This window comes from Paenibacillus sp. FSL L8-0638 (genome assembly GCF_038593075.1).
Taxonomy (GTDB): domain Bacteria; phylum Bacillota; class Bacilli; order Paenibacillales; family Paenibacillaceae; genus Paenibacillus; species Paenibacillus polymyxa_D.
The window spans coordinates 4,980,292-4,998,588 of the sequence record NZ_CP151960.1 but is presented as its reverse complement, the minus strand read 5'-3'; the positions used below and the strand labels follow the sequence as shown (position 1 = coordinate 4,998,588).

Genomic DNA, 18,297 nt, shown 5'->3' with positions numbered 1-18,297 from the left:
ACAGGAGAGGCTTTTTGGGTGTTTAGAATTCTAATTATACGATCCGTTTGCGCAGCCAGCCGGAAATCAGATCCGTCAAAATGATCAGGACTACAATACCGAGCAAGATAACGCCTACACGGTTCCAGTTGCGCATTTGGAGTGCAAATAGTAGTGGAGTACCGATACCGCCTGCACCGACCAGACCGAGCGTGGTAGCGGAACGGATGTTAATTTCAAAACGATAAAGCGAATACGAAAGAAACTGTGGAATCACCTGCGGTAGCACGGCGAAGAAAATCACCTGCCAACGGTTGGCACCGCACGCGATCAAAGCTTCCTGGGGCCCGTGATCGACACTTTCGATCGTTTCCGAGAAAAGCTTCGCCAGCATGCCGATGGAGTGAATGCCGAGGGCAAGCACACCCGCAAATGAACCGGGTCCAACGGCTTTGATAAACAAGATGGCGACGATCATTTCGGGAAATACCCGGATGACACTAAGCACAAATTTCCCGCTACCCGATAAGGGACGCAGACGGGTCATATTACTGGACGCCCAAAAGGCGAACGGAAGGCAGACAAATGCGGACACGAAGGTTCCAAGCACTGAAATGACCAGCGTATCCAGCAATCCGCGCAGCAAATCCTCTCCCTCAGGGATGTAGACGAACGACCAGTCGGGGTGAAGGAAGCCGTCCAATATAGCGACAGAGACACTTTTGGCCGTTCCCTGTAATCCTTCAAACTGCATCCCGCGAAAAGCCCAAATGTAAATGATGATTAGCAGAATAGCTATCGCCCATAGGCGCAGGCGGGAGCCAATAGGTCTGCGAAGCGTAGGATCATTCATAATAATTTCCTCCGTAGCAGGTTACTGCCGTAATCAATCGCAAGGACGATGACGAGGGTCAGTAGAATAATGATGCTTGCCCGATCATATCGGAACAGCCCTAGGGAACGGTCAAGCAACAGACCGATACCGCCAGCGCCAACCAGGCCCAGAACGGAAGCCGCGCGCACATTAACCTCAAAGGTATACAGCAAGTACGATACAAAATAAGGCAGAGCTTGCGGAACGACACCAAAGGCGATGACCTGAATGCGGCTCGCGCCAACAGCGGTCATGGCCTCCAGTGGTCCGGGATCAATGGCTTCAATCGCCTCAAAGGTCAGCTTGGCTATAATGCCAAAGGAGAAGAAGAGCAGGGCGAGCATCCCTGCAAACGGCCCGATGCCGAACACCGCCACAAAGATCGAGGCGAACAGCAAATCGGGAATCGTCCGTACTAGATTCAGGATCGTGCGCATCGGCAGTGAAATCAGCTTGCGCGGCATTACATTATAGGCACACAGCAACGCGACAGGGATCGCCAATATGGCTCCCAGTGTCGTGCCAACAATGGCGATCTGGATTGTTTCCAGCATCGGTTTCCAGATGGTAGGCAGGTAGCTCCAGTCGGGTGGAAACATTTCGCCCAACAATTTGCCCATCTCCGGCAAGCCGACGATCAATTGGTAAGGTGTTGCATCCGTATGAATGGAGCAGGCTACCAGCACCACGATAAAAATCATCCAGGTGGCATAACGCTTGTAACGTCCTGGCAGCGGTGGCCCTGCGGGCGGCTTACTTGGCAGCGGCGGTCCAGCATGCGGTGACGGTTGCGTCGAAGAGAGCGGCTGGGCAGTAGAGTCGGGCTTCATGATCCCACTCCCAGCAGCTCATCATGCTTGATGGCCCGGCCGTATATTTCCGCAAAGGCCTCATCCGTAGCCTCCTTCGGTGTGCCGTCAAAGACCACTTCTCCGGCGCGCAATCCGATGATCCGCGTTGCATATTCGCGCGCGAGATCAATGAAATGCAGATTGACGATGGTCGTAATCTGCATTTCACGGTTGATCCGCTGGAGGTCATCCATCACCTGGCGGGTGGTCAGCGGATCCAGCGACGCGACAGGCTCGTCCGCCAGAATGATTTTAGCCTCCTGCGCCAGAGCGCGGGCGATGGATACGCGCTGCTGTTGGCCACCGGACAGTTCATCTGCCCGGCTGTAGGCTTTTTCGCGGATGTTCACGCGCTCCAGCGCTGTTAGTGCCAGCTCGACATCCTCCTTCGGGAAGAGGCCGAGAATGGTTCGCAGCGTCGAATGATAGCCGACACGGCCGGAAAGTACATTGCGGAGCACCGTCGAACGCTTAACCAGATTGAAGCTTTGAAAGATCATGCCGATGTCACGGCGAATGCGCCGCAGCTCGCTGCTTCCAGCAGACGTGACAGACCTGCCACCCACGACAATGTCGCCGGACGTAATGTCATGCAGTCGGTTAATGGAACGCAACAGGGTAGACTTACCTGCACCGGATAAGCCGACGATGACGACCATTTCTCCCTCCTGAATCGTCAAATTAATATTGTTCAACCCTTTGGTGCCGTTCGGGTATGTTTTCGATACGTTACGGAATTCGATCATATGCTCCCAACTTTCTCCCCCGATGGGGTGGAATGAAAACAACACCGCCATGAATACATGGACGGTGCTGCCCTGTCATTCGTAAAGCCTGTTTCGTAGCTGTTACTTCATTACAGTACCTTGCTTGCTCCGATTACTTAACTGCTTGACCAACAGCTTCGGCGTATTCACGCACGGAGTCGAAGTTTTTATCGTCGCCCTTTTCATAACCTACATGGGTGTAAATCTCTTTAATGATTTCGCCGCCTGCTGGGTCTTTGGCAATGTCAATAAAGGCTTGGCTGATTTTGTCTCTCCACGCTTGATCCATATCAGAACGTACGCTGACGGTGTCATTTGGAATTTTAGCTGTGTAATGAATGACGCGAGTTTTTTCAAATACATCCGGGATTTCCTTCTTCACCGTGTTACGTGCATCTTGGAAAACAGCTACCGCATCAACCTGACCGTTCAGCAACGCCAGAATAGCAGCATCGTGGCCTTTGATTGTTACACCCTGCACATCCGTGTCTGGGTCCACGCCAGCTTTTTTCAGCTCTGCTGCAGGGTACACGTAGCCTGCGGAGGAGGTTACATTTTGCCAGCCAACCTTCTTGCCTTTCAGATCAGCTAGGCTTTGAATCGGAGAATCCTTTTTCACCACGATCATGGCTTTATAAAAGTTTACTTTTTCAGTCGTGTCCTTGCCTGTAGCATCTTCAATGCCGTAGCGTTGAGCTTGCAACAGCAAGTCGGCTGCTTTACGGTTATCGTGGGCCAGTACATAAGCATTCGGCGGAAGGAATCCTACATCTACCTGTTTGGAAGACATGGCTTCCACAATCGTATTGTAGTCGGGAGATACGGTTACTTTCACCGGGATTCCAAGCTTGTCACCCAGTAGATTTTCGAGCGGTTTGGCTTTGGCTTCGAGCGTATCTGCATTTTGAGAAGGAACGAACTGTACCTTTAACTCCTTAGGAACATAGGCTGTGCTTTCGTTTTTAGAACCATCTGTACCCGGAGTGGACGCGCTGTTGTTATTGCTTGCATTGGAGCCACAAGCGGCTAGACCCGCTGCCAGTGTGAAGGTCATGCACAAGGTCAGTGCTTTTTTGAACAAAATAATTTCCCCCTAAACATCGTAATAACGAAAATAAAATTAAAAACCTGTAAATGCTGTGACAAACCAAATCTTAACAGCTAGTCCCGCTGCTAGGGTAAAAACCACTCCTGACTTTGGTAAAAATGATGTAAAATTTATCATATTAACATTCTCTTAACAGTGCTCTGTTAGACTTGTTCAAGCTCTATGACCGAAGCTGAGGGAGAGAACAAGATTGGATATTTTGGATATTAACGAAAAGGCAGGCCATGAAAATGTAGGTCCTGTGAGAGTGAAATTCCGTATTATGGTTACAACCGATTTGCATGTCAGCTTGTGGAATTACGATTATTATACGGATCAGGAAACGCTGCATTACGGTCTGGCGCAAACAGCCAGCTTGATTCAAATAGCCCGGGCGGAGGTACCCAATCACCTGCTGCTGGATAACGGAGATGTGATTCAGGGGAATCCAATGGGAGATTATGCTGTACAGCGACTCCAACAGGACCCAAGCGCGGTGCATCCCGCCTATAAAGCCATGAATCTGCTTGGGTACGAGGTGGGCAATATCGGGAATCATGAATTTAACTACGGACTGGAATACTTGCAGACTTGCCTTCGAGGAGCGCAATTTCCATATGTGAATGCCAACATTTATATAACGGGAGAACAAGAACAAAACTACTTTACACCTTATCTATTGCTGGATAAGACGGTAGAGGATGAAGCAGGTGGTAAGCATCTGTTGAAGGTAGGGGTCATCGGCTTTGTCCCTCCGCAAATTATGCAATGGGACAAGGCGTGGCTGGAGGGGAAAATCATTGTCAAAGATATGCTGGAAACAGCAAGATGGTTTATTCCAGAAATGAAGGCAGCGGGAGCCGATCTCATCATTGCTATGCCCCATGCTGGCTTCGAAGATATTCCCGAAACACTTGATATGGAAAATGCGGTGCTGCATCTGAGCAGGGTGGAAGGGATTGACGCCATTGTGTTTGGTCATGCCCATAAAGTATTCCCTGGACCTTCGTTTATGGGGAAAACAGGTGTTGATCTAGAGCGAGGTGCCATCCATGATATTCCAGCAGTGGAGCCGGGCTTTTGGGGGGATCATCTGGGGATCATTGATCTGGAGTTGACCTTTAGTGGAGGAAAGTGGCAGGTGGTTGCATCTGCTGCCGAGGTACGCCCGGTGTATGATCCGATACGTAAGGAGGCGCTGGTACAACCGGATACTGCCATTCAGCAGGCGGTAGCAGAAGAGCACGCCGGAACACTAGAGTATATTCGTGCACCTGTAGGTCAGACGACGGTGGCGGTGAACAGTTTTTTTGCTCAGGTGATGGATGATGCTTCGGTTCAGCTCGTGAATGACGCGCAAATGTGGTATGTGAAGCAGCAGATGCAAGGGAGCGAGTACGAAGGATTGCCCGTTCTGTCGGCAGCAGCTCCTTTTAAAACAGGCGGCAGATATGGCCCATCGTACTATACCCATATTCCAGCGGGAACGTTGGCGATCAAGCATATCGCCGATCTGTACAATTTTCCGAATACGCTGCATGTCGTTCGACTGACCGGAACGGAAATCCGGGAATGGCTGGAGTGGTCTGCTGGACAATTCCAGCAAATTGATCCTTCAGCAGAACAAGAGCAAGGGCTGATTAATTCTGATTTTCCAAGCTTTAATTTCGATATCATCGACGGTATCAGGTATCAGATTGATGTAACACAGCCAGCCAGATATGATGCTGACGGGGGCCTAAAGGACCCAGATGCACACAGAATCATTCAGATGTCTTTTGATGGCGAACCGATGGATATGCAGCGACATTATCTGGTTGTTACGAATAACTATCGCGCGTTTTCCTCTGCGCTGGTCAATCCGGGTGGAGAGCGAATTATACTTGCTTCACCGGATGAAAACCGTCATGTGCTGACCGAATACGTGCGGCATATGAAGACGTTGACGCCAAAAGCTGACGGCCATTGGTCCCTCGCCCCATGGTCAGGGCGTCCGCATGTGACGTTCCTGACCTCACCACAAGCAACGGATGCCGCTAATGCCTATTCGGAGTTGCTTTATGAAGGGTTAACGGTAGAAGGGTACGCTAAGTTTGCCGTCGATTTCGGACGTTCACGGTAGAACTGCTAACTAGTTTTTGTCCTATAAGTCCACAGCATCAAAATAATAGAAATAGACTGTCCCGCAGAGGACGGTCTTTTTTCATAAAACAGATTTAAAATCGTACAAAACTCGTGATTTTATATGTCCTGAGTCGTGTTTAAAGTTATTGACCTCTCGTATAAATAGACATATACTTTGATTAAACAAATTTTGGTTTAAAAGGTAATGAAAAAGTCACCATCATTCGTTTGAGGGGGTGTCCCTTTGGAAAAAAACACCACGATCCGCGCAGAAATAGAAAAGTATATTCAAACTGAAGGCATTTCAATGCAGTGTTTTGCAGATGCTTCCAAGGTAAATCCGGGTACACTTAGCGGTATACTTAATCGGAACCCGCCACGGCCGATCTCAGTCAATCAGCTTGATCTGATTACCGAGGCCATGGGATTGGAAGAAGGATCTTTGTTCGAGATGTATGTTGATGAATGTTTTATTCATTCCTTGCCGCACTGGAGGAGGTTGCGTCCGTTTCTCCTGCGTTGTTCAGAGTTGAACAAGCTGGAGTGTATACGCAGTGTACTTGCCTATTTGATGGACGATTTATCGAACGTTCCTGCTATTTTTGAGACCGCAGAAGCGATGTTTGAGGATGGCAGATATGAAGCTTCCATGCTTCTGTATGATTGTGTCATCGAAAGTGAGAAGTATACCCACTCTGAACGATTGGCGATCAGCTATTTCCGTATATTCCAGATTCAGATTAAGGATAACCAACGGAACTTGAAGGCTGCTGTACAATTCCATTTGTACCGTAGTCGTCTACCGGAAATTTACGCACTGGAAGGCTTACATATGCTATCTCAAGTGTTTGCTTTAAAAATGCAATGGTCCGAGATGGAAATGTATGCGGACGAGCTAAGAGAGCTGGCGCAGGCATTGTATCGCAATCGGAACCGTTTCGGAGATGAGCACCTGGAGCTGCTTAAGCCGCTCGTTTATTACTATGCTCAGGGGCATCTGCTCAAGGCCAGTTGCTATGAGTTTCAGGGTAGATATGAGGAATCCAAGCAATGGATTGAAGGTTATGCAGATTTGAGCTGGTTTGAGGGTTTAGACGAAGAAGGCTGGAAAGTGGTCAACCTGCATCGTGTATATGCACAGGGCAACCGACTTTGTATTGAAATTAAAATGGGCAACACTTCTGCAATCTATGAATATATTACTTACCTGCGCGAGCATCCGGATGAGACATTGGAAGGCTTGAACACCCTGCTCGAATCGGCGAACCGGTTCGGTTATTTCGTGGATGCCGAACTGGGACTGTTTAGTCAGCAACTCAAGAACTTCTGGGAGCTTGCACCGGAACGATGGGACACTCATTATCGCAAGCACTTTAATGCATTTCGTTTTGCATCCTTTTGTAAGGTGTTTGCAGAATATTATTTCCGAAAAGGCGATTACCCCGAGGGAGTGGGACAAACACTGCATTGCTTGCAACTGTCTGTTGATAATAGCTATACCGAACATATCATTGGTTGTATGGCTTTATTTGAGCAGCATCGGAATTTTGCTACACCGGAACAGCAGCAATTGTATCAAAGCCTATGCCTGGGCGTACGTGCAAATGAAAAGAATCATGCCTATGATCACAGTACCGGCGGATATTTATAATTCTAAATTTCATTCAAATTCTTCATATAACACGTTATTGCGAGGATATTCCCGTTTTAAAAGGGGATGTTCTCGTTTTTTAGCTGCTGCCGTCGCTTGTGACTTTTAGCATAGAGAGGATCGTTTTGCGCGTTGACAAGTTTCGCAAGCGGGATTAGGATAAATGCAGCACAGAAAGTGAAGGAGAGCATGAACAAATGACGATTCCCAAAACATTAACGATAGCCGGCTCCGACACAAGCGGTGGAGCGGGTATTCAGGCAGACCTGAAAACCTTTCAGGAGCTTGGCGTATATGGTATGACCGTATTGACAACCGTAGTAGCGATGGGGCCTAAAACCTGGGACCATCTTGTATATCCTGTTGCGTTGGATGTGGTAGAAGCGCAGCTGCGTACTGTATTGGAAGGTATCGGCTTTGATGCGATGAAAACCGGCATGCTAGGCTCGGTTGATATTATCGAGCTGGTAGCCAGCCATTTGAAAAAGCATGATCTGAAGCGGATCGTAATTGACCCGGTCATGGTCTGCAAAGGCACGGATGAAGTGCTTCAGCCGGAAAATACAGAGGCGATGCTGGAATTGTTGATCCCTGGCGCTGACCTGGTAACACCGAACTTGTTCGAGGCTTCGCAACTGGCGAAGAATGGACCGATCACGACACTGGAGCAGATGCAGGAAGCGGCTGCGATTATCCATGAGCGTGGAGCTAAGCATGTACTGATCAAGGACCGTGGCAAAATTCGTGCAGGTAAAGCGATGGATCTGCTATATGACGGAATCACTTTTGACTGGTTTGAAGCCGATGTTGTAAAAACAAACTTTACCCACGGTGCAGGCTGCACCACTTCGGCAGCGATAACGGCTGGTTTGGCACAAGGGCTGACTGTACGTGAAGCAGTGGATCAGGCCAAGAAATTCATTACACAGGCCATTGAAGGTAGCTTCAAGCTGAATGAATTCGTCGGTCCAACCCTGCATGCGGCACATCGTTTGCAAAATCAATAAAGCATGAAGGTCTGCGACTTTGGGGAGGCTTATAAATCCCCACCAGGCTGTATATATATTTAGGTTGCTTTAGGCAGCGACATCTATGATATATAAGTTAGATTAGGCTCAAAAGCCGCAATACTATGTATTGCGGCTTTTGAGGTTGTATTTTATTGGAATTTCAGCTTCCAGTTTGGTCTAATCGTACTGTATAATAGGCATCAGATTTATTACATTTAAGGAGGAACCGAAGCAATGACATTATTCAGCCAAATGGCTTACAGCCGACCAGAGCAACCTGAAATTGAACAGCGGTTTAAAACGCTGTTGCAGCAGTTTCGTGAAGCGGACAGCGTAGAACGTCAAAATGAAGTGATTCATGCGATTAATAAGCTGCGCAGTAATGTGGAAACGCAATTGCAATTGGTGGAAGTTCGGCACTCCATTAATACGGAGGACGCCTTTTACAAAGCGGAGCAAGAGTACGCTGATGATTTCATGCCGGTTATTCAGGAGTATGTAACCGATTACTACCGGGCATTGGTGGATTCTCCATTCCGCAACGAGTTGGAGAGTCAATGGGGCAGCCAGCTTTTCAGTATTGCCGAGGTAGCCCTCAAGTCGTTCCATCCGGATATTATTGAGGATTTGCAGCAGGAGAATAAGCTGACTTCGGAATATGCCCAATTAATTGCCTCAGCGAAGATCCCGTTCGAGGGGGAAGAACGCACATTGTCACAGCTCCTGCCATTTGAAATGGCAACCAACCGCGAGACACGCAAACAGGCCTCCGAGGCCAAGTATCAATTTATGAGTGAGCATGAGGACGAGCTGGATCGAATTTATGATGAATTGGTCAAGGTACGTACGCGCATGGCACACAAGCTGGGCTATGACAACTTCGTAGAATTGGGCTATGCCCGCTTAGGACGTACAGATTACAATGCCGAGATGGTAGCCAATTTCCGCGAGCAGGTGCTGAAGCACATCGTTCCTTTGGCAACCAAGCTGAAGGAGCGCCAGCGCGAACGGATTGGAGTAGATCAGCTTCGCTATTACGATGAAGGCTTCAACTTCCTGTCAGGCAATCCTACGCCAAAAGGTGACCCGGAGTGGATCATTCGTAATGGAGCACGTATGTATGAGGAACTTTCAGCGGAAACACATGAATTTTTCAGCTTTATGATTGAACGTGGATTGATGGATTTGATCAGCAAAAAGGGAAAACAAAGTGGAGGCTATTGTACATTTTTGAGCGAATATGGCACGCCGTTTATTTTCTCCAATTTCAATGGTACGTCCGGTGATATCGACGTATTGACGCATGAAGCAGGTCATGCCTTCCAGGTCTATGAAAGCCGACATTTTGAAATTCCCGAGTACCATTGGCCAACCATGGAGGCGGCTGAGATCCACTCTATGAGTATGGAGTTTTTCGCATGGCCCTGGATGAATCTGTTCTTCGAGGAAGATACGGACAAATATCACTTTGAACATCTATCTTCATCGTTGCTGTTCGTGCCTTACGGCGTAGCCGTGGATGAATTCCAGCATGCCGTATACGAACATCCGGACTGGACCCCAGCCGAACGTAAAAGCGCATGGCGCTCCATTGAACGTAAGTATAAACCGCATCTGGATTATGAAGGCAACGAGTATCTGGAGCAGGGCGGATTCTGGCACAAACAGGGGCATATTTTCCAATCTCCGTTCTACTACATTGACTATACACTCGCGCAACTGTGCGCGTTCCAATTCTGGAAACGCATGAGTATCGACCGGACAGCGGCGTGGGAAGATTATTTGAAGCTGTGTCGTGCTGGGGGAAGTCGATCCTTTACCGGATTGGTTGAGCTGGCTGGACTGATCTCGCCGTTCCAAGATGGCTGTATCGCCTCTGTAATCGGAGAAATCGAAGCATGGCTGAACAGTGTGGATGATAAAAAGCTGTAAGCTAACTAAAAAGGGCATTTCGCTTACCAGTTAAAGCTGAAAAGCTTGCAGATGACATGTTTTTTTAGGTGAAAGCAGGACGGTTGCACGAAAAAAAGCCGGGAACCTCTACATGATGTAGGAGTCCCGGCTTTGTGTGATTTTAGAGCAAATATACCTTATTCATGTTTGGTGTTGAGTGGTTTGAGATTAGCCTCAATCGAAGCACGGCGCGACTCCAAAAATGGAGGCAGTGATAGGGATTCGCCCAGAAACTCCAATTCCTCATCGGTGTCAAACCCTGGTCCATCGGTAGCCAATTCAAACAGAATGCCGTTCGGCTCACGGAAGTACAAGGAACGGAAATAAAAGCGATCTACAAAACCAGAGTTGGAAATTTGCAGCTGACCAATACGCTCTACCCATTGTTTGAGCTCTTCCTCGGTTTCAACACGGAAAGCTACATGATGCACACTGCCGCGTCCTGGTCGCTCTTGTGGCAGATCGTTGCGCTCTTCCAGATGCACCTCAGTTCCTGTACCGCCTTCACCCGTTTCATAGATGACCACATCCGGTTGTCCAGCAACAGGGGAAGGATAGGAGCCCTTTTTGCGGAAGCCCATAACCTGTTCAAGAATGAGAATAGTATTCTCCGCTTTGGGAATAGTCAGATGAACCGGTCCAAGTCCTACAATGCCGTATTCGGCAGGGACAGGGCTTTTCTCCCAAGGCGTGCCGCCACGCATTCCGTGATCATGCTCATCTGAAACGAGGAAGAAGCGTTGTCCTTCAAAATCCTCAAACGAAAGTGCCAGGCGTCCCGCTTGATCCGTAATTTCGCCATGTTTTACATCCAGCTGCTCGAAGCGGTTTTTCCAGTAATCCAGTGCCTTGTCGTTCGGTACCCGTAGGGAGAGTGCTGAAATGCTGTTATTTCCTGTACGAGTTTGTCCCGCATGTGGAATTTCAAAGAAAGTGACTTCCGTACCCGCAGTTCCACGCTCATCTCCGTAAAAAAGGTGATACACACTAACATCATCTTGGTTCACCGTTTTCTTGATCAACCGAAGTCCCATTACCTGAGTATAAAAATCAACATTTTTAGCCGCTGCTGCTGTAATCGCCGAAACGTGATGCAATCCTAATAGTTTCATGTCATTATCCTCCTTGGTTTTTATATGATTAGGTTTTTCTAAACAAAATAAACAGTCGAAAAACTTTTCTTTATATTTATTATCTTGATATTAAGATATATTATTTTTGATTGTTTGTCAACTTAAATTATGACTTTGCTTGGAAGACGGACAAAACTAGAATTTCGAAATAATGCAAAAGCAGATACAATAAAGCTCAATATAGCCCAAAGTAGATAGAATGATTTTATTATAAAAGGAGTGTACTCAATGTATACGGATAAGGATTTAACGATTAGGCCTGTTACAGAAGAAGACCTGCCGGCTCTTTGGACGTTAACTTTTAAGGAAGAAGCACCGGAATGGAAGCAGTGGGATGCACCTTATTATGAACATAAGCCACTTTCTTTTGAGGAGTATTTAAAAGAGAAGGAAAAGCGAATCGGGCAAGATGACTTTTGGATCATTGAAGTGGAGGGTAAGGTCATTGGATCGGTTAGCTACTATTGGGAGCATCAGCCTTCCCAATGGCTTGAAATGGGGATAGGTATCTTTGATTCGCGGTATTGGAGCGGTGGGTACGGTACGAGGGTGCTTCGACTGTGGATCACGCATTTGTTTAATACATTACCTCTAGTAAGAGTGGGCTTTACAACCTGGTCAGGAAACCATCGGATGATGAAGGTTGGGGAGAAACTGGGCATGACCCTCGAAGCCAGGCTTCGCAAGTGCAGATATTATGATGGAGAGTATTATGATTCGATCCGAATGGGGCTTTTACGGGAAGAGTGGGAACTGTGATTAAATTATAAAGTATAGAAGACTCGCAAGAGGGACGCCTTTTTTAAAGAACTCCATCTTGCGAGTCAAAGTTTCAATGATTTGGATCGTTTTGAAATGCGAAAGGTTACTGAGGACAATTGGCAAAAATAGTTAGCAATTCATCCGCATTTGGTCCAGTATCAACTTGTTGGGCAACGACTTTTCCATCTTTAATATATGCTAGTGTTGGAGTAGCTTGTAAATTGATGTGATCTCTAAGAAATTGCCGAATGACTGGTTTCCAGTCCCCACCATCCAGATTGTAATAATAGATGGGTTGTGATATACGGACAGAAAATTCTTTTAAAATGGGAGAGAATTCACGACAATCGGAGCAGCTAGGTCTACCAATATAAAAGTAAAAACCTTCTCCCGAGTTGAATTTGTCCATGGTTTCATTCGCATTAAGTCTAGGTAAATCTTTTACATCATTCTCGTATTCTTCAACAGTCGGAATATTTTTATTTTGTTCTATAGTCGTAAAATTCTTATGTTCTGCAGCATAGTTAGTATCATTAGCAATGAAAAAGCTTGTCAAACACATACAGAATATAAAAGCTATTTTGAACGGTAGAAATTTTCGGTTTTTTATCATAAGAAACCTCCAAATTAATTTTTTGCCTGATACTAATTTTACGGACATATAATATTATTTTGATTATCACCTTCTTAAAATATTTATACGGAGTCTTAACAGACTATTGAGATTAATTGCTTCCAGATAGCCTGTATTCTTAAGTTGTTGTAGTTAATCTATGAATAAGGTTACTACAGTTGATCTATGTAGAAATATTACTGTAATAATCAGCGCATATTGTGTCATTTTTCGTCTTGCTGAATACTCTAGTAACTCGTAATTATAAATGGTCAGCATTGAAATTTTAATACATTTTTATCGGAAATTTGCTTTTTATAGCATTAAATTGGTTATTTTATCACTTACACATTCTATATCAAACTAAAGTGCTAATTTATATATAGCATTCTATAAATTTGATAGGATAGGTGAAGACTATGTTTAACAACAAACAAGTAGTCATAATTGATACTGGAATGGACATGACGAATCGTAGTTTAAGTAAACATGTTATAGATGGAGTGAGATTTCAATTTTCAGGAAACGAAATTATCGAGGATAATGATTTTCAGGATGACCATGGGCATGGAACATCTGTGGCAGATACGATTATGCAAGTTTTTAGTGAGGCTCAATTTTACATCATAAAAATAGCAAATGAAGAAGGGAAAACAAGTACTAGGCTCTTGAAGATGGCGTTGGAAAAATGCCTTAATCTGAATATTAAGTATATATGCATAAGCATTTCGGTCACTTCAGAAGGATACTATCAGCAACTTAACCAAATTACACAGCAGTTAGTGGATCAAAATAAACTTGTATTTGTATCAGTAAAAAATGGCAGTCAACGTAGTTATCCAGCTAGTTTGCCAACCGTGATTGGTGTAAATGGACAAATGTTTTGTTCAATTGAGTCATTTTTGTTTTCAAAAAATAAAGAGATCCAAGCCGTATTTGATGAAGCTCCAATTTTTGTCTATACACTTGCCGAACGATTTGCCTTTTTTAAAGGTACCTCTAAAGCGAATGCTCTTTGTGTTGGGAGAAGTATGCAACTGATCTCTTCTGAGGTGACGAACTCTGTCATTTATAATGAAGATATCACGTTTTCAGAGGTTAATGATATTCTTGAACGCAGTGCTTTGGAATATGAGGTGACAGTACCTGAATTTAAACCTATCCTTGATGCTGACATGGATAGTAACTTAGTAAAAAAATTTGGCAGGTATATAGAAAAGGCGATTTATGAAACCACTAATCTTGAAATTGACATCCATACTTTATATAAAGTTCCTTTTATTTGTGAGTTGACGGGAATAACTTTTAAAAATTTTGATTATTTTTGGAATAGATTAGAAAAAGAGTTGAATCATACCTTAAACGATTATCACAATATACATATATTAAATGTATGTTCTCTCGCTGCATTGTTGAAATACTTGGAGGAGCTAGGTATTTAATCAAATTAAGCTGTTTGAAATCTATATTTTTAGTATTTAAATAAAAATATAAAAATGTATTTATTTAGAAAAAAGAGTTGATTATAGAAAACTTGAAATGGTATACTATATATGTAATTAGTAAGCGCTATATAATAAATAAGGTCAACTTTGAAACTCCATAATAAACCTAGCAAAGAGGGGATTGGAATTGTGCTGGGCATGACCGGAAATCATATTGTTCCTTGCAACTGAGAATTAATTCATTGATGTGAAGTTCATAAGTTAACTTATACACGATACTTTACAATTAAGAATAATTAATGTATGTAGGGATGTGATTGGATGTTAAACATTGCTCTGTGTGATGATACAAATGTAGAACTGGCCCGGGTGGAGAGGTTTACGTTAGAATATCCCTTTACTAAAGTAGAAGTAGATACTTTTGGAAGTGGGCAAAAGTTGCTGCAATATGTAGCTAAGAATAAAACGGAATACAATATTTATCTGCTTGATATTGAGATGGCGGATATGGATGGCATTAGTTTAGCCAAAAAGGTAAGAGAGTTTGACAATAAAGCTGTAATTATCTTTGTAACCAATTATGACGAATACATGCCAGATGTATTTAAAGTACAAACCTTTGATTACATACTGAAACCTGTGAATAAAGAAACCCTTTTTGAGGTTCTTCAAAGAGCTGATCACTATTTACATAGTTCACATAGTTATTTTGAGTTTAGCTATGAACGAAATAAGCTCATTATAAACGAAGATGAAATTATGTACTTTGAGAAAAGTGGAAGGGCTGCTCATATTTATACAGAGACAAAAGAATATAAGTGTAATCAGACAACTTCACAAATACTTGCTCAACTTGATCCGATGGCTTTCACTCAGATTCATGCTTCGTATATCATTAACCTGAAATACGTTGTGGGAATAAAATGCGAAAATATTATGATGAAACGGATCGTAAATGGTGAAATTCAGGAAACTTATTTGGAACTACCGATCAGTAGAAAGTATAAAAAAGATTTTAAACAAAAAATGATGAATTATATGAGGAAGAGATTCTAATTGGAAAGAGTCATGTTTGATTTTATACTAAATTCTTTTGATATTTTCATTATAAGTAGATTTCTGAATAAAGTTTTATTTACTAAAAAGGGACTTTCGACGGAGAAAATCTGGCTGTTTACGATTGCATTAATAGGTCTGACAGTAGTCGGTATGTACTTTTTGAAAACAACATTTGATGTTATGCTAAATGTTGTTCCAGTGTTCACTATACTTTGTTTTTACCCAAAAAATCATATAACAACAAAACTGTGTTGGGGTACAGTTGTAATTGCAATTGAAATCTTATCTGTAGGAGTATGTTGCGCCATCATGAATGCTTGTTTTCCAAATGTACTCCTTACATCAGATAATGTATCTTATTATTACGAAGCGGGTGCTCTCCTCTCAGAAATCAGTAAATTTTTCTTTTTTTTATGGGTCCCTTTACTTTTTAAAATAGATGTTTATAAAAGAGAAACTACTCTGCATTATTTATACATGTGTTTGTTTGCAGTTCCTATCATAACTCTTTGCATGTTGTGCAGTCATTTTGATTTGATTTTAAGATCAGGTAAGAACCCAAATGAGTGGTTAAGTGTAATTTCTATGATTGGTGTTTTATCAATCAATATCATCATGTTAATTATTTATGAACAATTAAGCCGAATGTACGGCGAAATGATAGAGCAGGAATTATTAAACTTCAATCTTAAAGCAGAAAATAAACACTATGATAATCTGGAGAAATCGCAAAAAGAAATTCGGAGAATCAGGCATGATATGAGAAATGAACTGTTGACCTTAAAAGGATTGCTGAAAGAAAATAATGTTGAGGCAGCAGAGGGGTTTATAGAAGAAATTCTCTCAGATATTAAATGTACTGAAACTCAGAAATATTCACCGAACAATGTACTTAATTACGTACTCACCGAGAAAATAAATTTGGCTACTAAAAAAAGCATTGTAGTGAGCATTGATAGTTTTCTTCCAGAAAAATTTTCTCTAAATAATAATATTATAGCCGTTGTATTTGGTAATTTGCTGGATAATGCAATAGAGGGCTGTGACAAGGTAACTGAAGGTAAGAAAACAATGGATATAAAAATAAAATATCATGCAAAGCAACTTTATATAGAGATTTCCAATACGTTTAATCCGCTGTTTGTAAATAGTAATTTTATAAGTAATAAAAAGAATAGAAAAAATCACGGTTTTGGATTGAAAAGTGTCAAGCAGATTGTAAAAGAAAACTCAGGAATCCTGGATATAAGGACCGTGGAAGACCGGTTTTGCGTCAATATTATTTTATGGGACTTAGAATAGGAATCGAATTCGTGAAAGGGCGTAGACGCTTATGCAGCTACGTCCTGCTCCTGCATTACAACAATATTTGTTCATATTTACTCCCTAGTTCACTATCATGTGTAATTAATATAATGGTATGGTTGTACTTTAGATCATCTAATAGATCAATAAAGTTCTTTTTTACAACACCATCTAAATTTGAAGTGGGTTCATCAAAAATTAATACTTCTTTATTAGTATAGATATTCCGCAGTATCGAAATTAATTGCTGTTGCCCTCCTGATAAAGAAAAGTTTTTACCGATTATTTGATCTTTTTTACTTTCTTCGATAAATTTCTTGGTATCCAATAATTCAATATATGAATTCAGTTGCCTCATAGGGATGCCTGGTTGCCCCAAAGTTATATTGTTAAAGATCGTATCTACATACATGACGGGTTCCTGGAAGCATATGCCTATTTTGCTGATAATATCTTTACGTTTCCATTCTCTCATTTCCTTTTCGTTCACTAAGATATCACCTGTATAATTACAATTAATCTTGGTGAGTAATTTTAATAGTGTGCTTTTTCCTGCCCCGTTGCGTCCTGAAAGGCAAAAAATATGATTTCCATGAACAGAGAACGAGACATCGAATAGCGCTTTTTCCAAACCGTTATAGCTATAACTTACATTTTTAAATTCTATGTCCATTTTATTTCACCTCTTCAGCTCTTATAATCGACTCAATTCTTTCGATTGATACTTTTGCCTGCTTCCAAGCGGCCACATAGTTTGTAACACTTTTGATAGGACTTATGATCTGATTTGAATAATAAACAAATACCGTCAGTACTCCCATACTTGTTTGGCCTTTCATTACTAAAATTGTACCCATCCCCAAAAGCAATACACTTCCAATAGAGGTAATGACAGAAGGGACAGTGGAAGCTACGATAATTGTATTGCTTCTCTGTCTATAAGCTTCAAGTGACTTTTCCTCTAAAGGCATGTACCTTCCCAAAATATAGTCTTTTATATCCATTCCAATAGAATACAGAAGTGTTCCAAGCGTATGCCTAATATAAGAAATAGAGTCATCATAAGCATTCATGACTGCTTTTGTCTTTTGAGTAATCCTTTTATTAAAGAATATTTGACTAATCATTGTTAAAAGCATGATTAAAAATACAAGTGTAAATAATTTGTAGTTGAAAAAAAGCAATACAACACAAATAACAATTAGAAAAAGTAAGTTTGATATTAGCATAGGGATACCGTGGGATACTAATCTTTCGATGATTCCAATGTCGTTAATAAACAGGGAAAATAGCTTATCGTTGTTTGAAGTAATGGTCTCACCTGGCAAAACAAAAAACTTTTCTAACAACTTTTTTTTCATAGTATAAGAGATTCTTTTACCTAATTCGGCAAAAATGAATTCACAAAGTAAACTGCATAGGTGAGATAGAATAAATAAGCCTGTTGCTATTCCTATAAACTTCACAATTAAGGAGAGGTCTTTGGATATTAATCCAGAGTCAACAATTTTACTTATGTATTGGGGAATTATCATGCTAAGTATTGTATCTAAAGCTTGAAAAACTAAAATAAGTACAATAAAAAGATAAAATTTATGAACTTCTTTAAAAATCCAATTATATTTTCTAAGCATAAATTTCCATTCCACCCTTCTGATACAAATATATAAAAGAAGCTACTTCT

16 protein-coding genes are annotated in these 18,297 nt (G+C 42.5%); 8 read left to right on the top strand and 8 right to left on the bottom strand.

The window, feature by feature from the left end:
- Positions 1–34: 34 nt before the first annotated feature.
- The 4 genes from phnE (MKY35_RS22315) to MKY35_RS22300 all read right to left on the bottom strand — a co-directional run bounded on the left by phnE (MKY35_RS22315) (position 35) and on the right by MKY35_RS22300 (position 3,552).
- On the bottom strand, positions 35–832 hold the full coding sequence (gene phnE, locus MKY35_RS22315; RefSeq protein WP_013312028.1) for a phosphonate ABC transporter, permease protein PhnE: 798 nt from the start codon (positions 830–832) through the stop codon (positions 35–37).
- On the bottom strand, positions 829–1,683 hold the full coding sequence (gene phnE / locus MKY35_RS22310) for a phosphonate ABC transporter, permease protein PhnE (protein ID WP_342444849.1): 855 nt from the start codon (positions 1,681–1,683) through the stop codon (positions 829–831). Before phnE (MKY35_RS22310) ends, phnE (MKY35_RS22315) begins: the two co-directional genes overlap by 4 nt.
- Entirely contained in the window at positions 1,680–2,450 is a 771-nt protein-coding gene (phnC, locus tag MKY35_RS22305) for a phosphonate ABC transporter ATP-binding protein (protein WP_322252832.1), read from the bottom strand. The genes phnE (MKY35_RS22310) and phnC overlap by 4 nt, the downstream gene beginning before the upstream one ends.
- Before the next feature lie 133 nt (positions 2,451–2,583).
- Positions 2,584–3,552, bottom strand: coding sequence for a phosphate/phosphite/phosphonate ABC transporter substrate-binding protein (locus MKY35_RS22300; RefSeq protein ID WP_025722520.1), 969 nt, complete (start codon positions 3,550–3,552; stop codon positions 2,584–2,586).
- 217 nt (positions 3,553–3,769) lie between these two features.
- On the opposite strand from MKY35_RS22300, the gene MKY35_RS22295 reads away from it, so the two are divergent.
- The 4 genes from MKY35_RS22295 (at position 3,770) to MKY35_RS22280 (ending at position 10,275) form a co-directional block, all read left to right on the top strand.
- Positions 3,770–5,680 carry a bifunctional 2',3'-cyclic-nucleotide 2'-phosphodiesterase/3'-nucleotidase gene (locus MKY35_RS22295; protein ID WP_342444848.1) on the top strand — a complete coding sequence of 637 codons (1,911 nt, stop codon included), beginning with the start codon at positions 3,770–3,772 and terminating at the stop codon, positions 5,678–5,680.
- Between the two features lie 246 nt (positions 5,681–5,926).
- The gene (locus tag MKY35_RS22290) at positions 5,927–7,333 is read left to right on the top strand and encodes a DNA-binding protein (RefSeq protein WP_342444847.1); all 1,407 of its coding nucleotides are present in this window, start codon (positions 5,927–5,929) and stop codon (positions 7,331–7,333) included.
- Positions 7,334–7,530: 197 nt separating this feature from the next.
- Positions 7,531–8,340 (top strand): bifunctional hydroxymethylpyrimidine kinase/phosphomethylpyrimidine kinase, encoded by an 810-nt coding sequence (thiD, locus tag MKY35_RS22285; protein WP_342444846.1) that lies wholly within the window; start codon positions 7,531–7,533, stop codon positions 8,338–8,340.
- 237 nt (positions 8,341–8,577) lie between these two features.
- A complete protein-coding gene (locus tag MKY35_RS22280) occupies positions 8,578–10,275 on the top strand; it encodes a M3 family oligoendopeptidase (RefSeq protein ID WP_250270103.1) in 1,698 nt (565 codons plus the stop codon).
- Between the two features lie 158 nt (positions 10,276–10,433).
- Here MKY35_RS22280 and MKY35_RS22275 read toward each other — a convergent pair whose 3' ends face one another.
- Complete coding sequence (locus tag MKY35_RS22275) at positions 10,434–11,408, bottom strand: ring-cleaving dioxygenase (RefSeq protein ID WP_029519287.1); 975 nt, start codon at positions 11,406–11,408, stop codon at positions 10,434–10,436.
- 249 nt (positions 11,409–11,657) lie between these two features.
- Between MKY35_RS22275 and MKY35_RS22270 the strand changes: the two genes are divergently transcribed.
- Positions 11,658–12,188, top strand: coding sequence for a GNAT family protein (locus MKY35_RS22270; protein WP_342434502.1), 531 nt, complete (start codon positions 11,658–11,660; stop codon positions 12,186–12,188).
- A 106-nt stretch (positions 12,189–12,294) separates the two neighbouring features.
- Here the strand turns inward: MKY35_RS22270 and MKY35_RS22265 are convergent, their stop codons facing one another.
- A complete protein-coding gene (locus MKY35_RS22265) occupies positions 12,295–12,804 on the bottom strand; it encodes a thiol reductase thioredoxin (protein ID WP_342444845.1) in 510 nt (169 codons plus the stop codon).
- 419 nt (positions 12,805–13,223) lie between these two features.
- Between MKY35_RS22265 and MKY35_RS22260 the strand changes: the two genes are divergently transcribed.
- From MKY35_RS22260 to MKY35_RS22250, 3 genes are all read left to right on the top strand, one after another.
- Positions 13,224–14,246, top strand: coding sequence for a S8 family serine peptidase (locus MKY35_RS22260; protein ID WP_342444844.1), 1,023 nt, complete (start codon positions 13,224–13,226; stop codon positions 14,244–14,246).
- 324 nt (positions 14,247–14,570) lie between these two features.
- Entirely contained in the window at positions 14,571–15,305 is a 735-nt protein-coding gene (locus tag MKY35_RS22255) for a LytTR family DNA-binding domain-containing protein (protein WP_016820363.1), read from the top strand.
- Positions 15,306–16,610 (top strand): GHKL domain-containing protein, encoded by a 1,305-nt coding sequence (locus tag MKY35_RS22250; RefSeq protein ID WP_069011968.1) that lies wholly within the window; start codon positions 15,306–15,308, stop codon positions 16,608–16,610.
- Between the two features lie 55 nt (positions 16,611–16,665).
- On the opposite strand, the gene MKY35_RS22245 is transcribed toward MKY35_RS22250, so the two are convergent.
- Together MKY35_RS22245 and MKY35_RS22240 are read right to left on the bottom strand one after the other, a co-directional pair.
- A complete protein-coding gene (locus MKY35_RS22245; RefSeq protein ID WP_342444843.1) occupies positions 16,666–17,286 on the bottom strand; it encodes an ABC transporter ATP-binding protein in 621 nt (206 codons plus the stop codon).
- A 1-nt stretch (position 17,287) separates the two neighbouring features.
- Positions 17,288–18,262, bottom strand: a complete 975-nt coding sequence (locus tag MKY35_RS22240) for an ABC transporter ATP-binding protein (RefSeq protein WP_342444842.1) — start codon at positions 18,260–18,262, stop codon at positions 17,288–17,290.
- Positions 18,263–18,297 lie beyond the last annotated feature (35 nt).

Excerpts from the sequence above, each read along its gene's own strand:
- MKY35_RS22270 (WP_342434502.1), top strand. The coding sequence starts at position 11,658 with ATGTATACGGATAAGGATTTAACGATTAGGCCTGTTACAGAAGAAGAC.
- MKY35_RS22245 (WP_342444843.1), bottom strand. The coding sequence starts at position 17,286 with ATGGACATAGAATTTAAAAATGTAAGTTATAGCTATAACGGTTTGGAA.
- thiD (WP_342444846.1), top strand. The coding sequence starts at position 7,531 with ATGACGATTCCCAAAACATTAACGATAGCCGGCTCCGACACAAGCGGT.
- phnE (WP_342444849.1), bottom strand. The coding sequence starts at position 1,683 with ATGAAGCCCGACTCTACTGCCCAGCCGCTCTCTTCGACGCAACCGTCA.
- MKY35_RS22260 (WP_342444844.1), top strand. The coding sequence starts at position 13,224 with ATGTTTAACAACAAACAAGTAGTCATAATTGATACTGGAATGGACATG.
- MKY35_RS22265 (WP_342444845.1), bottom strand. The coding sequence starts at position 12,804 with ATGATAAAAAACCGAAAATTTCTACCGTTCAAAATAGCTTTTATATTC.
- MKY35_RS22275 (WP_029519287.1), bottom strand. The coding sequence starts at position 11,408 with ATGAAACTATTAGGATTGCATCACGTTTCGGCGATTACAGCAGCAGCG.
- MKY35_RS22255 (WP_016820363.1), top strand. The coding sequence starts at position 14,571 with ATGTTAAACATTGCTCTGTGTGATGATACAAATGTAGAACTGGCCCGG.
- phnC (WP_322252832.1), bottom strand. The coding sequence starts at position 2,450 with ATGATCGAATTCCGTAACGTATCGAAAACATACCCGAACGGCACCAAA.
- phnE (WP_013312028.1), bottom strand. The coding sequence starts at position 832 with ATGAATGATCCTACGCTTCGCAGACCTATTGGCTCCCGCCTGCGCCTA.
- MKY35_RS22280 (WP_250270103.1), top strand. The coding sequence starts at position 8,578 with ATGACATTATTCAGCCAAATGGCTTACAGCCGACCAGAGCAACCTGAA.